General features: G+C 42.6%; 11 protein-coding genes. 6 read left to right on the top strand and 5 right to left on the bottom strand.

Going from position 1 to position 19,695, the window contains the following annotated elements:
• Positions 1-366: 366 nt before the first annotated feature.
• Positions 367-1,527 carry a tetrahydrodipicolinate N-succinyltransferase N-terminal domain-containing protein gene (locus Q0976_RS07995; RefSeq protein WP_299492780.1) on the top strand — a complete coding sequence of 387 codons (1,161 nt, stop codon included), beginning with the start codon at positions 367-369 and terminating at the stop codon, positions 1,525-1,527.
• Positions 1,528-1,834: 307 nt separating this feature from the next.
• On the opposite strand, the gene Q0976_RS07990 is transcribed toward Q0976_RS07995, so the two are convergent.
• From Q0976_RS07990 to Q0976_RS07975, 4 genes are all read right to left on the bottom strand, one after another.
• A complete protein-coding gene (locus Q0976_RS07990) occupies positions 1,835-4,948 on the bottom strand; it encodes an efflux RND transporter permease subunit (protein ID WP_299492778.1) in 3,114 nt (1,037 codons plus the stop codon).
• A gap of 2 nt (positions 4,949-4,950) precedes the next feature.
• Entirely contained in the window at positions 4,951-6,033 is a 1,083-nt protein-coding gene (locus Q0976_RS07985; protein WP_299492776.1) for an efflux RND transporter periplasmic adaptor subunit, read from the bottom strand.
• Positions 6,034-6,432: 399 nt separating this feature from the next.
• Complete coding sequence (locus Q0976_RS07980; protein ID WP_299492774.1) at positions 6,433-7,197, bottom strand: VWA domain-containing protein; 765 nt, start codon at positions 7,195-7,197, stop codon at positions 6,433-6,435.
• A gap of 165 nt (positions 7,198-7,362) precedes the next feature.
• The gene (locus Q0976_RS07975; RefSeq protein ID WP_299492772.1) at positions 7,363-8,694 is read right to left on the bottom strand and encodes an MATE family efflux transporter; all 1,332 of its coding nucleotides are present in this window, start codon (positions 8,692-8,694) and stop codon (positions 7,363-7,365) included.
• 227 nt (positions 8,695-8,921) lie between these two features.
• Between Q0976_RS07975 and Q0976_RS07970 the strand changes: the two genes are divergently transcribed.
• From Q0976_RS07970 to Q0976_RS07950, 5 genes are all read left to right on the top strand, one after another.
• Complete coding sequence (locus tag Q0976_RS07970; RefSeq protein WP_299492770.1) at positions 8,922-9,212, top strand: co-chaperone GroES; 291 nt, start codon at positions 8,922-8,924, stop codon at positions 9,210-9,212.
• A gap of 102 nt (positions 9,213-9,314) precedes the next feature.
• Positions 9,315-10,967, top strand: a complete 1,653-nt coding sequence (gene groL, locus Q0976_RS07965; protein WP_299492768.1) for a chaperonin GroEL — start codon at positions 9,315-9,317, stop codon at positions 10,965-10,967.
• 672 nt (positions 10,968-11,639) lie between these two features.
• Positions 11,640-13,370 (top strand): class I SAM-dependent DNA methyltransferase, encoded by a 1,731-nt coding sequence (locus tag Q0976_RS07960; protein ID WP_299492766.1) that lies wholly within the window; start codon positions 11,640-11,642, stop codon positions 13,368-13,370.
• The gene (locus tag Q0976_RS07955) at positions 13,360-14,715 is read left to right on the top strand and encodes a restriction endonuclease subunit S (RefSeq protein WP_299492764.1); all 1,356 of its coding nucleotides are present in this window, start codon (positions 13,360-13,362) and stop codon (positions 14,713-14,715) included. The genes Q0976_RS07960 and Q0976_RS07955 overlap by 11 nt, the downstream gene beginning before the upstream one ends.
• 319 nt (positions 14,716-15,034) lie before the next feature.
• A complete protein-coding gene (locus tag Q0976_RS07950; protein ID WP_299492762.1) occupies positions 15,035-18,322 on the top strand; it encodes an HsdR family type I site-specific deoxyribonuclease in 3,288 nt (1,095 codons plus the stop codon).
• 345 nt (positions 18,323-18,667) lie between these two features.
• Here the strand turns inward: Q0976_RS07950 and Q0976_RS07945 are convergent, their stop codons facing one another.
• Positions 18,668-19,576, bottom strand: a complete 909-nt coding sequence (locus Q0976_RS07945; protein ID WP_299492760.1) for a LysR family transcriptional regulator — start codon at positions 19,574-19,576, stop codon at positions 18,668-18,670.
• Positions 19,577-19,695: the final 119 nt, after the last annotated feature.

Here is a 19,695-nt window from a genome sequence, read left to right as displayed (position 1 = left end):
GTGTTTTTAAACTCGCACAGGGTGAGCCGCTCAGGCACTCCACTTCGGTGTTGCATTCATTTGAAAGGGATCACCATTACTTCATAAATGCGCCTTGAAATGAAACACCTGAGTGGCTCTGAATTAATCATTTATTTACTTAGATTGGTATCTAAGCTTGAAAGGCGTTTTTTGTTATTTATTTTGATATTCTTTGTTGATTTTAAGCGTCTGTTTTTTCACTAACCTTCTTGGGAGTAGACTTTATAGAAAGTGGCGTTTATCCTGCTTCTACTTATTTTCATTATTTGATAGTCGCCTTGCGGTATAAAGACACGTTTTATCACCGCTCAGTTAATTCATTATTTAACAATGTAAGAGATTAAAATGATCAGCACAAAAGAAGCATTTAGCCAATATGTTACAGAGATCCAAGCCGATAGCCAGTATCAAAAACCGTTAGCATTTGGTATTGGTGTACGTCGCTCTAAAGGTGATGCGACACTGGATGTGCTGTTTCCCTTGATAAACTTCGATGCAAATTTTGGTACTGCTGCCGTGTTATTAAAGGCAACGGGGTTCCAGAAAAGCAATGGTTTTGTGCCTTTATCTGCTGATATCCTCAACGATGTTTTTAATCAATTTGCGCCTTTTCATGATAGCTTGGATGCTCATGCCAACGTCCAATTACTTAAAACCTTAGTGGATAATAGCGAACCAGAAAATCATTATGGTCATACTGATGTAGGTGTTTTTTACTTATTTGAAGGTGATAAAGCGGTAGCAAGTGCTGAAGAAGCTTACTTTAAGCTACAGTGTTTATCACAACGTAAAGTACAACCTCATGGATTATGCCTTGATGGCGCATTTGGTCAATTGACTAATGTGGCTTGGACAAATGTTGGGCCTATGTTGCCAGCAGATGTGGAAATTCAGCGTGTTAAGTACTTACTTGAAGGCAAGCCGCTGACAGTGACGCATGTTGATAAATTCCCTTATATGCTCAATTATCATATTCCAACAGGTGTACGTGTTGCTGATGTAGGCCGAGCGCGACTTGGAGCATATCTAGGTGAGGGTACCACTGTTATGCCAGCTGGTTATGTGAACTTTAATGCCGGCACCGAAGGCAATGCTATGGTTGAAGGACGTGTGTCAGCAGGTGTTTTTGTTAAAAAAGATAGTGATATTGGTGGTGGCGCATCGATTATGGGAACCTTGTCTGGTGGCAATAACAATGTCATTAGCATTGGTGAAAAATGCTTATTGGGCGCCAATGCGGGAACCGGTATTTCTTTAGGTTTTGGCTCTACTATTGCTGCGGGCTTGTATATATACGCTGGTATGAAAGTGTCATTATTAGATGCCAATGATAAGCCGGTTGATTTAGAAGGTAATAGTGTGGCTGAGGGTAACAATATAGTGAAAGCCATAGCCTTATCAGGCCGTGAAAAACTGCTTTTCATTCAAGACTCACAAACAGGTCAAGTATTCTGTAAGCCTAATCCAAAAACCATTGAGTTAAATTCGGCGCTGCACAGTAACTAATCTGAACTGGGGTTAAGCAGCGCCGTTAAATATCGCTATTTTGGCCCCTATCTGTGTTGTGCTTCCGACTAATAGCGGGCTATTAGGCACGAAACCTTGCCTTGATATCGACAAAAATATCGGCATTTAGCAAAAAGTGACATAAATATAAACAGGCAAGTAAATTAAGAATTTGATTTTAAATGTCATTAAATTTATATCTGACACTCATTAACTCGAGTTCAGGTTAATTAAAGCCTCTTTCTTGTTAATAAAAAAGCGCTCACATTGTCATGTGAGCGCTTTTTTTATGGGGTAAAAAGAGTTGTTACTGCGCTGTGATAGGTTGTTTTATCACTTTTTCCTTTGTTTTTTTATTTGGCATCTCGACACCACAAATAAAAGTATAGGTGACAGGTAGTACAATTAATGTGAGCACAGAGGCAAAGCCTAACCCAAAGATAATGGTAATGGCCATTGAGCCAAAAAAAGCATCGTTAAGTAGTGGTAACATGCCTAACATCGTGGTGATCGCTGCCATTAAGACAGGGCGAACACGACTCACCGAAGAGTCAAACACCGCTTGGTAAGCCTCTTTTCCTAAGCTGAGTTCAAGGTTTATTTGATCCACCAATACAATGCCGTTTTTAATGATCATGCCGGTTAAACTCAGTAGCCCCAATAACGCCATGAAACTAAAAGGCGCATCAAATAATAACAGTCCTGACACGACACCAATTAAGGCTAATGGTACCGTGAACCAAATGACGATGGGCTGACGTACTGAATTAAACAACAATACGGTGATCAAGAACATGGCGAGATACCCCATAGGGATAGAGCTAAACACGGATTTTTGTGCTTCACTTGAGGTTTCATATTCGCCGCCCCATTCAAGTTCGTAGCCTACAGGTAAAGGGATTGCTTCAATATCATGGCGTATTTTTCTAAACACCGAATCGGCTGTTTCTTCACTATCAAGGCTTGGATTCGCCATGACTGAAATGACCCGTTTACGGTCACGGCGCATAATCAGCGGGTTTTCCCACTGACTGTCAAAGGCTGAGATCACTTGTGTGCCAGGGATAAAGGTATTGTTTTCAGCGCTCCAAACTTGCAGTTTCCAAATACTGTCAACATCAAGGCGTTCTTCATCCGGTGAGCGGGCAATAATCGGCATGAGGTGACTCTTATCTCGATAGACTCCAACGGTTTTTCCGCCAAAATTCATCAGTAAGGCATTATCAATATCTTGTTTGCTAATACCCGCCTCTCGAGCTTTTGCGTTAACGATATTAGGGCGGATCACTAATAATTGATTGCGCCAATTATGCCTGACACTATCTGCCGTGGGCTCTGCTTTTAAAATCACTTCCGCTTTGGCGGCTAATTGACGTAAAACCAGCGGATCACTTCCATAAAAGCGGGCTTCAATTTTTGCGGCTGGGGCTGGGCCATTTTCTAGGTATTTAAAGCTATATTGTGCCTGAGGGAAATGTAAGCGTAAGTCATGAGAAACCGCTTTGATATAATCGTATAAATGCGGTAAATCATCCATCTCAATCAACAACTGGGCATAAGCTGGGTAGCCTTTTTCTGGTACATAAGGCAATACAAATCGCTGTGCACCTTGGCCAATGACAGTGGTAATGTTAACAACACCTAATGCTTTTTCGTTTTGTTGTTGCCAAATATGTTGCTCTAGTTTGCTGACAAATTCTTCTGTTGCGTGAATATCTGTCCCTTCAGGCATCCAGACATCGACAAAAAAGATTGGCGTATTCGACGCCGGGAAGAAGACATTTTTAATATAACCAAAACCTGATAGGGATACCACGAGTGCTGCAATGACTAAGCTTAAGGTAAGTAGACGAAAACGCATACAAAAGCTCAGTAGTTGACGATATAGCGTAAACATCCAGCCTTTATAAGGATCGTCATTGCTATCGTCTTTCACCGTACCGTCTTTAAACAATAAATGACAGAAAAATGGGGTTAAGGTTATCGCGGTGATCCAACTAATAAACAGGGAAATGAGTAACACTTGAAACAGTGATACGCAAAATTCACCCGTGGCAGTATCGGATAAACCAATTGGCGCAAAGGCGATAATCGCAATCACAGTCGCACCCAATAATGGCCACTGGGTTTGACTGACAACATTTTTAGCGGCTTCGAGTCGAGTTTGCCCGCGTTTTAACGCGATTAAAATGCCTTCTGTCACGACAATGGCATTATCGACCAGCATGCCTAAGGCGATGATGAGTGCCCCTAAAGAAATAATTTGCAGCTCGATATTGAGCATGCTCATGACAATAAAAGTGCCTAAAATGGTGAGCAGTAATACCACCCCCATCAAGAGACCTGAGCGGACGCCCATAAAGACTAATAAAACAATAATGACAATACCGATAGATTCTGCCAAGTTGATTAAAAAGCCATTAATGGTTTGGTCGACCATTTTGCCTTGGTCATAAACTTTATTCAGTTCTATGCCAAATGGGCGTTCACTGTCTAAGGCTTTAAGGCGCTTTTCTACAGCGTGTCCCACATCAACAACATTGACACCACTGGAGAAAGATATTCCCATGGATAATGCGGCTGCGCCTTGGTTACGGTATAAATGGCTGGGTGTTTCATCATAGGTTTTATACACCTTGGCAATATCACCCAAATAAACCAACTGTTGGCTGCCTGGTGCACTGACTAGCAAATGTTCCATTTCATCGATGCTGTGAAATTCGCCAGTAGGGTGAATACGAATGCGATTATCACCAACACGAATACTGCCAGCATTGGATACGCCATTTTGATTATTAATTAAACTGTAAATATAATCTGGGTTTAAGCCTAATGCATTGAGCTTTTGTTGAGATATTTCAACCACAATTTGCTCATTGACTTTGCCTGCAATCGTGACCTTTTTAACACCGTGTACTAGCACCAATTCACGTCTGACAAAATCCGCGTAATTTTGGACTTCGCGGGCACTGAAGCCTTGACCTGATATATTAAATAAAATGCCGTATACATCACCAAAATCATCAATGATAGAAGGCGTGGCAACACCTGGGGGTAATGTCGATATGCTATCGTTCACCTTACGCCTGACTTCATCCCAAATTTGTGGCAGCACATTACTGGAATAGTTTTCCTTTATTTCTATTTGTATTTGTGACATTCCCGCACTATTAATGGAAGTAATGTGCTTAATACTGTCGAGTTGCTGCAGTGCATCTTCAAGGGGTAAAGTGACTTCTTCTTCGACTTGTTCTGGAGATGCGCCAGGATAGGCGGTAATAACCAGCGCCTGTTTAATGGTAAATTCTGGAAATTCAAGTTGACCTAAGTTTAAAAAGGATAAGCCACCCCCCACTAATAACAGTAAGGCAAACATCCAGCTAATGACTTTATGTTGAATGGCATATTGAGCAACACTCATGCTTATACTCCTCGCTGCCAACGTAGTGCTTTCACTTTCATGTCGTCACTGAGATGTTGTATACCTGCAACCACAATACGTTCGCCTGGTTTCAGCCCACTGAGTACTTCAATGCCTTTTGAATGAACGGCGCCGATGGATACTATACTGGCATGTACGGTTTGTGTGTCTTCATTGAAGACCCACACAATGCTGGCGTTATCACTGTCGCGTTTAGCGATGGCAGTTTGAGGTAATAAAATCGGTGAACGGCTGTGATCGGCTTTGACTAAATCTAAAGTGAGTTCAGCACTCATGCCGGGAAAAACATTCAGATCCTCAGGTTGTTTTAGGCTAAAGGTGGCCGCATAGGTTTGACTGCCAGGTGTCACTTCAGTGGAGTATTCTTTTAATGTGACAGGGTAGTGATGATTCGGTTTTGCACTAAAGCTAATTTGAGCGAGTCTTGCTCGCGCTTCATCGTAATCTTTGATGGAAGCGGCTAAGGTTTCAGGGACTTGAATAACCACATCGATAGTCGCATTTTTTTGTAATGTCAGTACGGCTTGATTCGCTTGTACGATTTGATGATTATTAATAATGCGCTTGGCGATGGTACCGGTAAAAGGGGCATGCAGTTGAGTATAACTGACATTATCTTGGGCATTAGCTAGCGCGGCACGACTGGATTTTAACTCCGCTTTTGCACTGTCAAACTCTGCTTGAGAGATAAGCTTTTGTTTCAATAGCTGTGTTTTTCTTTTGAAATCAGCATGAATAAGATCATAGTTAGCTTCACGATTTAAGAGAGCATTTTGAGCATCTCTGTCATCGAGTTGTGCCAGTAACTCTCCTTTTTGGACAGTTTGCCCTTCAAGTAAAGGTAAGGCAATGACTTGACCTGCAATACGGAAACTTAAGTTAGCTTCTTGATTAGCTTCAACTTTTGCTGGGAATACTCGTGTTTGCTTTGAGACTGCATTATCAATAGTCATTAGCTTTACGGGGCGAATAGGATCGATGATGACGTTGCTGGTGGCGGGGTTACAACCGCTGATGAGTGAGGCTAATAGCACTAAGGTGATGGTGCTAAATGAAGTTTTCATCCATGGCTCCTAAAATATATGTAAAGTAAGATTGATTCAAGCAAAAAATTAGCCTATCTAACAAATGATTAGATAGCTAAAATAGGTATTATTTTGCCACAGACTATACCTAAGAGATGCTTGTTATTCAATCCACATAATCGTTAAGGTCTTTTATGATTTATGTGATTACTTTCAACATATCTTAAATGAATTTGGAAGTGTGATTGATGAAAAACCATCAAGAAGTGCACTTAATATGCAGTGACCTCTTGATGAAATAAGCCAATGGCTAAACAATGATATGTCGTATGGAATCGATAGTGTTTTATACATTAAGTTATTTTTCAAAAGCTTAATAACGAAATAGCCAAGGGCCTAGGTTGTTATATTCTTCGTATAACTGATAATGTAAAACGATTATTGCTTGCCTTTATCAAACCAAGGCTCATTAGGGTTATCGCCATCGCTATCACTGATGAGCTCAATTTCTCCACCGGTTTCCACCGCCAATTCTTGTAAAAATTCAAAAGTACTGCTCTTGGTTGAAATGGCTCCTGTTTTCCCTTGATCTTGTTCAATGACAGCAAGGTGACGCACGGCTGCGCTAACGGTACCAGTAAAAATAGTGGGATTAAATTCGACAGTTGGCACTTCAACGGTATATTTGCTGCGAACTTCATCTTGCCAATTACTGCCGCCACAAGGTGTATTCGGGCTAGAGTTTTCATCCCCATCGGTGGAGCCATATACCCGTAATCGAGCACCGTTACTGGCTTCTTCACTAAATTGTGCTCTTAAATCATCTGCTGCACTGCACATGGCTTGAGCAAGTGCGGTACTCCCTGAGCAGCCTTCATCATCAAGATTATTCATGGCGGTCATGGCACCTACAAAATCCACAAAACCACCGGTGACAGACTGCATATTGTTGGCTGAATTGAAAGTGCGTACTTCAATGAGCTGTCCATTGAGGTTGGCATTAAAAAAGAAACGAGAAATTTTATCAATGGCTTCTTGTTTAGAATAAGAGCAGCGACTTTGTCCATCAGTACGAGTGCTCATCATTGAGCCACTCCTGTCCATGACTAAAACGCCATAAGAAGGTACGGCTGCAGTTGCTGATAAAACAGGAAGTGCACTGGCGCTGCATAAGAGTGCCAGAGAGATAAGACTTTTTTTCATTGTGATTAATTCCTTTTAAATGTAATCGTTTTCCATAACGACATGTTCAACGTATTTTCCACCTTAATCATTAAGGTGGAAAATGTAGTCTAGATTAAAAAATAGGCTTTTCAATAAAACTTAAGTCTATTTTTTAATCATTTTAAATGGGGATTATCAAGGAGTTTATGGTTCACAGATTTTTTTGGCTAAAACATAACAGGCTATACCCATGAGGGTATTGGTAATGGGTAGAGCTAATAATAGCCCTTCAACACCATATACATACGAACCCAGTGCGGCAAGAGGCAACATGAGTAAAAACAATCTACAGATATTAATAGTGAGCGAGCTCATCGGTCTATGATAAGCGTTGAGACTGGTCGCGACTAAAATAATGATCCCTAAAAAGCCATAGGCAGCGGGTAAAAATTGAATATAAAAACTGAGCCAAGTGATGACTTGTGGATCTTGACTAAAAAGGCCCGCAACAGGGGTTGCCAGCAACATAAAAGGGATATAAAGCAAGGTTTGGAAAATAAAAATGAATTTAAGGGAAAGCATTAATGCCTGATGCGCTCGCGCTCTTTGTCCTGCACCGAGATTTTGGGCAATAAAAGGCACTAAACTGGATGACAGTGCCATGACCACAATGAGCATCAAAGACTCGAGCCGTGTGCCAGCACCAAAGGCGGCAACCGCAAGGTGATCTTGTCTGGCAAGGATGGCCATCAATAAGGCGTTGGCCACAGGGTTAAGTAAATTCATTAACGTGGCAGGCTGGGCAATATGAGCGAGTTTCTTCCAATTTTCTCGATAGCGTTTAGCATTGATGCGGGCAAATTGCAGCATGCGTTTTTTGATGACTAATAAATAACCTGATAGTAAAAATGCAATAAGCCAAGCCAGTAAAGTCGCGATGGCGGCACCTTGCATTTCAAGACGGGGAAAAGGGCCTAATCCAAAAATGAGCAAAGGGTCAAGGATCACATTAATGAGTGCAGCCAGTGACATAATCATTGCCGGAGAACGGGTGTCGCCGGTTGATCGTAGCGCTTGGTTCCCAACAATGAGAAGCACAAGCAAAGGGGCGCCTAAATACCAAGGCAACATATAATCATGAATATAAGGTAAGCTTGCTGGCGTGGCGCCCAGTAGCGTAAATAATGGCTCAATGGAGAAACTGCCCAGTAACGCAATGAAGCAGATCAGTGCAAATGTGAGCAATAAGGTATCATGTAAAAAAAGTTTGGCACGTTGGTGATTATTGCTGCCGATTAACCGCCCTAAATTGGTGGAAATACCCGCACCGATACCGATACCTATGCTGGATACAATTAAGGTAATGGGAAAAGTAAAGCTGATAGCGGCGAGAGCTTGTGTGCCTAATTGACTGATAAAAAAAGTATCAACGAGGTTAAATCCCAAAATGGTGACAATACCAATCAGGTTTCCTAGGCTCATTTTTAATAGCACACGACCAATAGGCTGAGTCAGTAGCCCATGTCTGTCATTCATTCAAAAGTCTGTTAAATTCAGGGTGAAAAGCTGATTCTAACAGGAACTTGGCAAGATTTTAAAAAATCTTGCCAATAAAAATACATTTTTTTTAAGCCTCCCCCTTGGAAGTGTCTAATTTGACCCCATATCTCGAACATCAACGGCAATTTCGTGAATGTTATTGCCTAATGTATTTGTTTAAAATCAACAATGAATGTTGGTTAACCTACTAGGAGCATCCATCGATGAATATTCGTCCATTACATGATCGTGTCATTATTAAGCGTTCAGAAGTTGAATCAAAGTCAGCTGGCGGTATTGTGCTGACCGGAAGTGCGGCAGAGCAGTCGAGCCGAGGTGAAATTCTTGCAGTGGGTAATGGCCGTATCCTTGAAAATGGCGACGTAAAAGCATTAGACGTAAAAGTTGGCGATATCGTTATTTTTAATGAAGGTTATGGTGTTAAAAAAGAAAAGATTGATGGTGAAGAAGTCCTGATCCTTTCTGAATCCGATCTAATGGCGGTAGTGGGTTAATTCCCCTCATTAAAATAGACTCTACCGAACTTAATGACTCAGTGCTTCAAGCTCAGCAATGGCACTTAAGTTAAGCATTAAAGAACTTAAAGGATACTCAAAATGACAGCAAAAGAAGTTTTATTTAGCAATGACGCCCGCGTAAAAATGTTAAGCGGCGTGAATGTACTGGCCAATGCCGTAAAAGTGACCTTAGGCCCTAAAGGCCGTAATGTTGTGCTTGATAAAAGCTTTGGTGCGCCGTTAATTACTAAAGATGGTGTGTCAGTGGCAAAAGAAATCGAACTGGAAGATAAGTTCGAGAACATGGGCGCACAAATGGTGAAAGAAGTTGCATCTAAAGCCAATGATGCGGCTGGTGACGGTACGACAACCGCCACTGTTTTAGCACAAGCAATTGTGACAGAAGGGCTTAAAGCGGTTGCTGCGGGCATGAACCCAATGGATCTTAAGCGCGGAATCGACAAAGCTGTGATTGCGGCGGTATCTGAGCTAAAAACATTATCGCAAGAGTGTGCTGATAGCACAGCCATTGCGCAAGTGGGTACCATTTCAGCTAACTCTGATGAGTCAATCGGTGAAATCATTGCCACGGCCATGGAGCGTGTGGGTAAAGAAGGGGTTATCACTGTTGAAGAAGGCCAAGCGCTTGAAAATGAGCTAGATGTCGTTGAAGGTATGCAATTTGATCGTGGTTACCTATCACCTTACTTCATCAACAAGCCAGAAACAGGCAGTGTTGAGCTAGAAAACCCATACATTTTGTTAGTTGATAAGAAAATCTCTAACATCCGTGAGTTATTGCCTATCCTTGAAGGATTAGCGAAAACCGGTAAGCCACTGCTTATCATCGCTGAAGATGTTGAAGGTGAAGCCTTAGCAACATTAGTGGTTAATAACATGCGCGGCATCGTTAAAGTGGCCGCGGTTAAAGCGCCTGGCTTTGGGGATCGTCGTAAAGCAATGCTACAAGATATCGCCATTCTGACTGGCGGTACTGTGATTGCTGAAGAAATTGGTCTAGAGCTTGAAAAAGCGTCACTAGAAGATTTGGGCAGCGCAAAACGTGTCCTTATCACTAAAGATGATACGACTATCATTGACGGTGTGGGCGAAGAAGAGCAAATTCAGTCACGCGTGACGCAAATCAAATTACAAGCAGAAGAGTCGACGTCTGATTACGACAAAGAAAAACTGCAAGAGCGTATGGCTAAATTGGCTGGCGGTGTTGCGGTTATTAAAGTGGGCGCGGCGACTGAAGTTGAAATGAAAGAGAAAAAAGCCCGTGTTGAAGATGCATTGCATGCAACACGTGCAGCCGTTGAAGAAGGTGTGGTTGCCGGTGGTGGTGTTGCACTGGTTCGCGCGGCAAGCAAAATTGGTGAGCTTGATGTGATTAACGAAGATCAAAAACACGGTATCGTGATTGCCCTTCGTGCCATGGAAGCACCACTGCGTCAAATCGCAGCTAACGCGGGTGAAGAAGCCTCAGTTGTGGCTAACAACGTTAAAAACGGTAGCGGTAACTATGGTTACAACGCCGGTAATGACACTTATGGTGACATGTTAGAAATGGGTATTCTTGACCCAACTAAAGTGACGCGTAGTGCATTACAGTTTGCAGCATCGGTTGCAGGTCTGATGATCACCACAGAAGCCATGGTGGGTGAAGTAGCACAAGAAGCACCAGCAGCGCCAGATATGGGCGGCATGGGTGGAATGGGCGGTATGGGTGGTATGGGCGGTATGATGTAATCATACTGGTCTAAGCACATAATAACGTCGTTATGATTGCGCTCGCATAAGAAACACTATGCGTCGCTCATCAAGCCTTGTTCTTAAGCGCTTACCCTACGCATTATCGTTAAGATAATGTAAGCTTGAAAAGCCCGAATATTTTTATTCGGGCTTTTTTGTTTTTTAGGTGACCTTGATTAATCTAAGCTGATAAGAAAACCTCGATATTTTTTTAGTATCGAGGTTTTTTTGTGGTCATAACTTTATTGTTGTAATTGCCTGCAGCAGGCTAAGATCGTGAGTGCCCACTCACACAGGGCCAAAAGGGGATCGACAGCAATCCCCTCTTGCTGATTTTGAAATGAATTGGCTTGCTGCCCCAGACGAAGTTAAGCGCCTCACTATTTTATTCACAGTCATCGCTATCGCCTCATATTCGTCGTCCTGACTCAACTAAGGCTATCTCGGCATCCCTGCCGAGCTCACGGGATGACTGATAAAATATTTTCGGCAACTTCGATGGGGGATGAAAGACAAAGGTTGTGGTTTCTTCGAGTTAGGTATGTTGTCATAGAAAGGCCATTTAAAATTGAAGCGTTATCAACCTAATCCATTAAATTTAATATATAATCTTTTTCCATGAACTGCATATGACCGCAGTAGCCCTACATTATTCGAGTAATTAACAACATGGCAAAAGCACCCACTAACAAGAAACCCGCCTCAAAAGCGAAAAAAGTGACCAAAGGCTTTGAAGAAACCCTTTGGGATACCGCTAATCAGCTGCGCGGCAGTGTTGAGTCATCTGAATACAAACACGTGGTATTAAGCCTAGTGTTCTTGAAGTTCATCAGCGACAAGTTTGAAGCACGCCGTCAAAAGATGATAGACGAGGGGCAAGACGCTTTTGTTGGAATGAAAGAGTTCTACCAACAAGACAACATCTTCTTTTTACCAGAAGAGGCCCGCTGGTCATTTGTTAAAGCCCGCGCTAAGCAAGATGATATCGCTATCATTATCGATACCGCGTTATCGACCATTGAAAAAAACAACCCAAGCCTGAAAGACGCGCTGCCAGATAACTACTTCTCGCGCCAAGGTTTGGAAGTGAAAAAGCTGGCGTCACTTATCGACAGCATTGAGAATATCGACACCTTAGTTCGTGAAGGAAAGTCGAACGAATGCGACATGAGCGAAGAAGACTTAGTCGGTCGTGTTTACGAATACTTCCTCGGCAAGTTTGCCGCAACCGAAGGCAAAGGCGGTGGCGAGTTCTACACACCTAAATCAGTCGTAACCCTGTTAGCAGAAATGCTAGAGCCCTTTCAAGGTAAGATCTACGATCCGGCTTGTGGCTCCGGCGGTATGTTTGTGCAGTCTTTAAAATTCATTAAAGAGCACCAAGGGCGCAGCAAAGACATCGCTATTTATGGTCAAGAGCTGACCTCGACCACCTATAAACTGGCGAAGATGAATTTAGCCATTCGTGGCTTATCGGGCAACTTGGGTGAGCGTGCAGCCGATACCTTTTTTGCTGATCAGCATAAAGACTTAAAAGCCGATTACATCATGGCCAACCCGCCGTTTAACTTAAAAGCTTGGCGCAATGAGGCAGAATTAACCGATGATCCCCGCTTTGCTGGCTACCGCACACCGCCAACAGGTAATGCCAACTACGGCTGGATTTTACACATGCTCTCGAAATTAAGTGAAACAGGCACGGCGGGCTTTGTCTTAGCGAACGGCTCTATGAGCTCAAACACCTCTGGTGAAGGTGACATTCGCCAGCAGCTTATTGAGAACGACCGCGTAGAATGTATGATTGCGCTGCCGGGGCAGCTGTTCTTCACCACACAAATTCCAGTGTGCATTTGGTTTATCACCAAAGATAAAACCGAGAACATTGCCAAAGGCTTTCGTAACCGCCAACAAGAGACCTTGTTTATTGATGCCCGTGAAATGGGCACTATGATCAGCCGCACCAATAAAGCATTGACAAAAGATGACATCGCGCTGATTGCCGACACTTACCATGCTTGGCGTAGTACCGATGAAGCGTGGCAAAAACGTCGCGTGGAGAGGGTGACCGCGAAGGAGGAGGTGGCCGACAAGCATGGCGAAAATGCCAATCCTTTGCCAAAAGAGGGTACAGGCGCGCTTATCGGCGAGAAATATCCAGTCGAGAAGTATCAAGACCAAGCAGGCTTTTGCAAATCCGCCAGCATTACTGATATCAAAGCCAATGATTTTGTGCTGACGCCGGGGCGCTATGTGGGCGCAGCCGAAGTTGCAGATGATGGCATTGCGTTTGAAACTAAGATGCGCGCGCTTTCACAAACCCTATACAGGCAAATGGATCAATCCAAGGAATTGGATAAAGCAATTCGCCACAACTTGGAGGCGTTGGGTTATGGGGAGTGATACTTGGGAATTAGTTAAACTTTCAGATTTAGGGGAAGTGGCGAGAGGTCGCTCAAGGCACAGACCGAGGTATGCTGAGCACCTTTATGGTGGAAATTACCCGTTTATTCAAACAGGGGATGTTAAAGCTTCACAAGGTCGGATTACATCACATGAACAAACATACTCTGAAGCAGGTTTAGCTCAAAGCCGAATATGGCCTGCTAATACTATGTGTATCACTATTGCTGCGAACATCGCAGAAACAGGGATTCTGCAATACCCTGCCTGTTTTCCTGATAGTGTTATTGGGTTCGTTGCTGATGAAAGTAAAGCCGACGTTTATTTTATCGAGTATGTATTTAGGAAACTAAGAAAAGATCTTCAGAGACAGGCGACAGGTTCCGTACAGGATAATATTAATCTACAAACTTTAGAGAGGTTAATGTTTAAGATACCGTCGTTACAGGAACAAAAGGTGATATCAAGCTTTCTGAATAAGCTTGAGGATAAAATTACCCTCAACAACCAAATCAACCAAACTCTAGAGCAAATGGCGCAAGCGCTGTTCAAGTCTTGGTTTGTCGATTTTGATCCCGTTCGTCACAACATGCGCAATAAAGAGCCAGACAATATCAATGGTGAGCAAGCAAATGGGTTGGATGCGCCCTTGCTTGCAAAAGAGGTTGACCTTGCCTCGCTTTTTCCAGATAAGCTGGTTGAGTCTGAGTTGGGGTTGATCCCTGAGGGTTGGGAAGTAAATCAGCTATCTGATATCTGTAAGAATCATTCCCAATCATATAACTTGAAGAGTGTTGATGAAGTTGTTTTTGTGAATACCGGTGATGTTCAGGAAGGCGACTTTTTACATAAAAACTACTCACCTGTTGTAGGGTTACCCGGACAAGCAAAGAAAGCCATCAAAGAAGATGATATTCTTTACAGTGAGATTAGGCCGAAGAACAAGCGATTTGCCTACGTAGATTTCGATGTAAGTGATTATGTTGTATCAACTAAGTTCATGGTTATACAAGCAAACGAGAAGGTTCACCCTCGGTTGCTATATATGATATTGACTCGTCAAAACACCATCGATGAATTTAATATCATTGCAGATTCGCGCTCAGGGACATTCCCTCAAATTACTTTTAAGGCAATTTCAAATCTTGAGTTCTGTATGGCTCCAAGAGAAATCCAAGACGCTTTTGTTTCTCAAATAATGCCAATGATTAAATTACAAAGCTCCCTTAAGAGTGAAAATAAACAATTGGCTGAGTTGCGTGACACCCTGCTGCCTAAATTGCTTTCCGGCGAAATTGATTTAGAAAGCGTGCAAGTAGCACAAGCGCAAGCGATGGTGGGTTAACGCTGGGTTAGTATGGGGCTAGCAGCCCAATAATAGGTTAGCAGCCCAATAATAGGTTAGCAGCGCAATTATAGCCAATAACTCTATTATTCACTGAGTAAAAGCTTCCACTGAATAGCAGCCTTACCCCTGTGGCGCGACTCAGACTCAGGATTCAGTCAGACTCAGGCTCAGACTCTAAATAAACAGGCAAACAGATAAACAGGTAAACAGGTAAACAGGGGCAAGCTTTTTTGTTGTATTTGTTGTTGTAGTTTTTGTTGTATTTTTTGTTGTAGTTTTTTTTGTATTAGCGCAGTGATAGGACGGATCCCACACCATGAGCTTAACCTTTACAGAAGCCAAATTAGAGCAAGCCATTATTGAACTGCTCACTGAGCAGGGCTACCCGCACTTTATGGGGAGCGACATTGAACGTAGTGATCAAGAGCAAGTATTGATTGTCGATGATCTGCGGCGCTACCTTGCCAAGCAGTACCGAGGCGATGGGATCACCGAGAGCGAAATCGACACTATCCTTCGTATGCTTTTAACGCTGTCTGCCAGTGATTTGTACCATAGCAATAAAACCTTCTGCCAATGGCTCAGCAATGGCTTTTTGTTTAAGCGTGAAGATCGCGCCAAGAAAGACCTTCATATTGAGTTAATTGACACTAAACATTTGGCACCAGCCTTACGTTTAATGTTTGTTCCGCTGCTAGAAGATAAGCGCACAACAGAAGACAGGAAAGTCGCTGAAAGTGAGGTCAGTTATTCGCACCCAACGGACACTAATATCTATAAAATCGTCAATCAATTAGAGATTGAAGGCGTCACGCCTGAAAACGGAGAACAGTTAAGGATCCCTGATGGCATCCTTTATGTGAACGGCTTACCGCTGGTGGTGTTTGAATTCAAAAGTGCCGTGCGCGAGAAAGACGCCACCATCTTTGATGCTTGGAAGCAAATCTGCGTGCGTTATCGCCGTGATATTCCAAAGCTGTTCGTCTACAACGCCATGTGTATCATCAGTGATGGCGTGAACAACAAAATGGGTAACCTGTTTGCGCCCTATGAGTTCTTTTATGCATGGCGCAAAGTCACGGGTAACGAGTCTACCGAAAAAGAGGGCATTAACTCTCTCTATACCATGATTGCCGGGCTCTTTAACCAAACCAGGTTGCTTGATGTGGTGAAGAATTTTGTCTTTTTCCCTGATACTTCTAAAAAAGAGATAAAGATCTGTTGTCGTTACCCGCAGTACTACGCAGCGCGAAAGCTTTACTACAACATTGATAAAGAACGTAAGCCACAGGGCAGTGGTAAAGGCGGGACTTACTTTGGCGCAACAGGATGTGGTAAGAGCTTTACCATGCAGTTTCTATCGCGCCTATTGATGAAAAGCATCGATTTTGAAAGCCCAACCCTAGTGCTTATTACCGACCGTAACGATCTTGATGATCAGCTTGCTAAACAGTTTTGTAATGCCTCTAATTACATTGGCGATGAAATGGTAGTGCCAGTTAAAAGCCGTCAGGACTTACGAGACAAGCTACAAGGCATCAAGAGTGGTGGCGTGTTCCTGACGACCATTCATAAGTTCACCGAAGACATCGAACTGCTTTCTGAGCGGACGAATATCATTTGTATTTCCGATGAAGCGCACCGCTCACAGGTGAACCTCGATAAGAAAGTGGTGATTAAATATCAAGATGGGGTCGCCGTCGATGTGAAAGAGACATACGGCTTTGCTAAGTATCTGCACGACTCTTTACCCAGCGCCACTTACGTGGGTTTCACCGGCACCCCTATTGATGCCACTTTGGATGTATTTGGCGATGCAGTAGACAGCTACACCATGACAGAATCGGTTAACGATGACATTACGGTGCGTATTGTGTATGAAGGCCGAGCGGCTAAAGTCATTCTTGATAACAGCAAGCTTGAAGAGGTAGAGCAATACTACCAAGCGTGTGCAGACGCTGGCACCAATGAACATCAGATAGAAGAGAGTAAGAAAGCCTCTGCCAATATGAACGCCATTCTTGGCGATCCTGATCGCATTGAAGCTTTGGCGAAAGACTTTGTTGAACACTACGAAGGGCGAGTGAAAGAAGGTGCTACGATAAAGGGCAAGGCAATGTTTGTCTGTGCGAGCCGTGAAATTGCCTTTGATTTTTATAAGCAAGTCAAAATCCTAAGGCCAGAATGGTTTGAGGAAAAGCTATCGATTGATGGTGTAGAGTTAACCGAGAAAGAGAAACAAGCATTAAAGCCCCTTGCAATGGTGCAAATGGTGATGACCCGCGGCAAAGACGATGATCCAGATCAGTACAGCCTGCTAGGGACAAAGGAGCATAGAAAATCCCTCGATCAGCAGTTTAAAAATCCTAAGTCGAATTTCAAAATAGCCATTGTGGTGGATATGTGGTTAACAGGTTTTGATGTGCCCGAGCTCGATACGATTTACATCGATAAGCCGTTGCAAAAGCATAATCTTATTCAAACCATCTCACGCGTTAACCGTAAATTTGAAGGCAAGTCGAAAGGGCTGGTTGTCGATTACATAGGTATCAAGTCGCGTATGAATCAAGCCTTAGCTCAGTATTCAAAGGCTGATGAGACTAACTTTGAAGATATTCGTTTTTCCGTTATTGAGGTGAAGAACCATCTCGATTTATTAAGGCAGATGTTTCACCAGTTCGATACGTCAGGGTATTACACCCAAGAGCCCTGTAAGCAGCTAGAGTGCCTCAATCAGTCGGCAGAATACATTCTTCAAACCAAGAAAGGCGAAACCCGATTCATGGCGTTAGTCGGCCGTATGAAGGCGGCTTATGATGTTTGCTGTGGCAGTGAATTGTTATCTCAGCAAGAGCGTGACCAAATTCACTTCTATATCGCAGTGCGCTCTATTATCTTTAAGCTAACCAAAGGCGATGCACCAGATACGGCGCAAATGAATAAGCGTGTTCGTGAGTTAGTGGCAGAAGCACTACGCGCTGATGGCGTCGAAGCGATCTTTACCATTGGCGATGAGCACGCCGAAGCCATCGATATTTTTGATGAAGATTACCTCGCTCGCATCAACAAGATTAAGCTGCCAAACACTAAGATCCAGTTACTTCAAAAGCTGTTAGAGAAGGCGATAAGCGATTTTAAAAAGGTCAACCAGCTACAAGGGCTGAATTTCTCTAAGCGCTTCCAATCGCTGGTGGAGCAGTATAACGAACGCCGTGAAAATGATGTGTTAAATGGTGAGGAGTTCGATAATTTCTCTCAAGAGATGACCGACATTATCTTTGATATCGCAAAAGAGATGGGCTCGTTTGAAGACTTAGGTATCGATTTAGAAGAGAAAGCCTTTCTCGATATTTTGACGCACATGCGCAAGAAGTACGATTTCACTTTTGATGATGACACGATGCTTGAACTGGCGAAGGAGATGAAAACCACGGTAGACAATGTCGCCCAATACCCAGATTGGGCTGGGCGTGATGACATCAAAGCCAAATTGAAAGTGGATTTAATCTTACTGCTGCACAAATACGGCTTCCCACCCGTCGCCAACGATGATGTTTACAAAGGCGTGTTAGAGCAGGCTGAGAATTATAAGAAGAATAACTAAACGACTATTTTAACAAAATTAGAAGGAAATCAACTAAGTCACCCATTGTTAAATTCCCTGATTATTGAATGAGAGTTTGTCTGAAGTCGTGCAATATGATGCCTCATGTACAAAAGCGCTTGGCTCACAAATTCATGTGAGCCAAGCGCTGATTTACATACTGATTTAAATACTGGCTTAAACAAGACGTGCTGACTTAGCCTTAATAACCCCATCTTAATTCATCAGGTAATCACAAATGTTTTGGGCTCTTGTCCTGATAAGTCACCCACTGTTAAATTTAAAAGAAAAGAGAGTTGTCTGCTTTTTAGATTGAGAAAGAGTAACAAGTGCAGATTGGTATTATTAGGCCTCACTATTTTGAATAAAATAAGATTTCAATTTCTCTCTTAACCAGATATTAGAGGGGCTTTTACGTTCTCGATTATGAGCAATCATTCGATAAAAAACAGGCAGGGTGTTAAATGGGCAGTTAATGATCTGAATCCTCATATTATCCGCATGTAGTTTTGCGGTACTCGCAGGCATAACTGCAATGGAATTCGTCGTTGAAACCATTGCCATTTGTGACATAAGAGAGGTACATTCTGCAGCTATATTTCTATCTTCAATAGCTTCTTCTGTAAAATAATCGATGAGATAGGTATTTTCTCGGCGCAGTTTTAAGGTGATGTGTTTTTCTTTGTAATACTGCTCCCTCGATATGTGATCTGAAATACGAGGATGACCTTTTCTTGCTATCACGCAAATGTCTTCCTTTAGAAATTCTTCTGAAAACAAGGAAGGTCGATAATTACTGGCATATTCAATAGCCAGATCAGCTTGGCTACGACTTAGATCATCTGCCAATTGTTGATCATCTGTAGATGTAGATTGAAGTTCTATCTTAATGTTACCCAAGCTATCGTCTGTTTCAATTTTTGGAGCCAATAACAGCATTGCTGGCTCAGATGCGTAAACCACAAATGTTCTTGAAGACTCAATGCTAAAGGTTTTTAAGTTTTCGATTGCATTATTAAGTTGAATAAGAGCGGGCTCCACAGTGCGGATAAACTCTTTTGCTTGGGTGGTAGGGACTATTCCTCTACCTGAGCGGACAAATAACTCTACGCCTACCTGCTGCTGCAATCTTTTCAGTAGAGCACTCACACCGGGCTGAGTTAATCCCATTTCTTCTGCTGCAAGCGTTATAGAACAATGTCTGTAAACAGCGATAAATACTGTTAATAGGTTTAAATCTAATTTATTCAGCATGTGAACACCAGTCTAACTTCATTAGATAATACATATAAATTTGTTATGTATTATATACGAAACTGATTATTTATTCGTATATTTTCACGTGGTAATTTCAGCTCAAGAATTGAAAAACA

The sequence above is a fragment of the uncultured Shewanella sp. genome, assembly GCF_947501665.1.
GTDB lineage: Bacteria > Pseudomonadota > Gammaproteobacteria > Enterobacterales > Shewanellaceae > Shewanella.
Note: the sequence above shows the minus strand (reverse complement) of the source record. Positions and strands in the feature narration are given on the sequence as shown.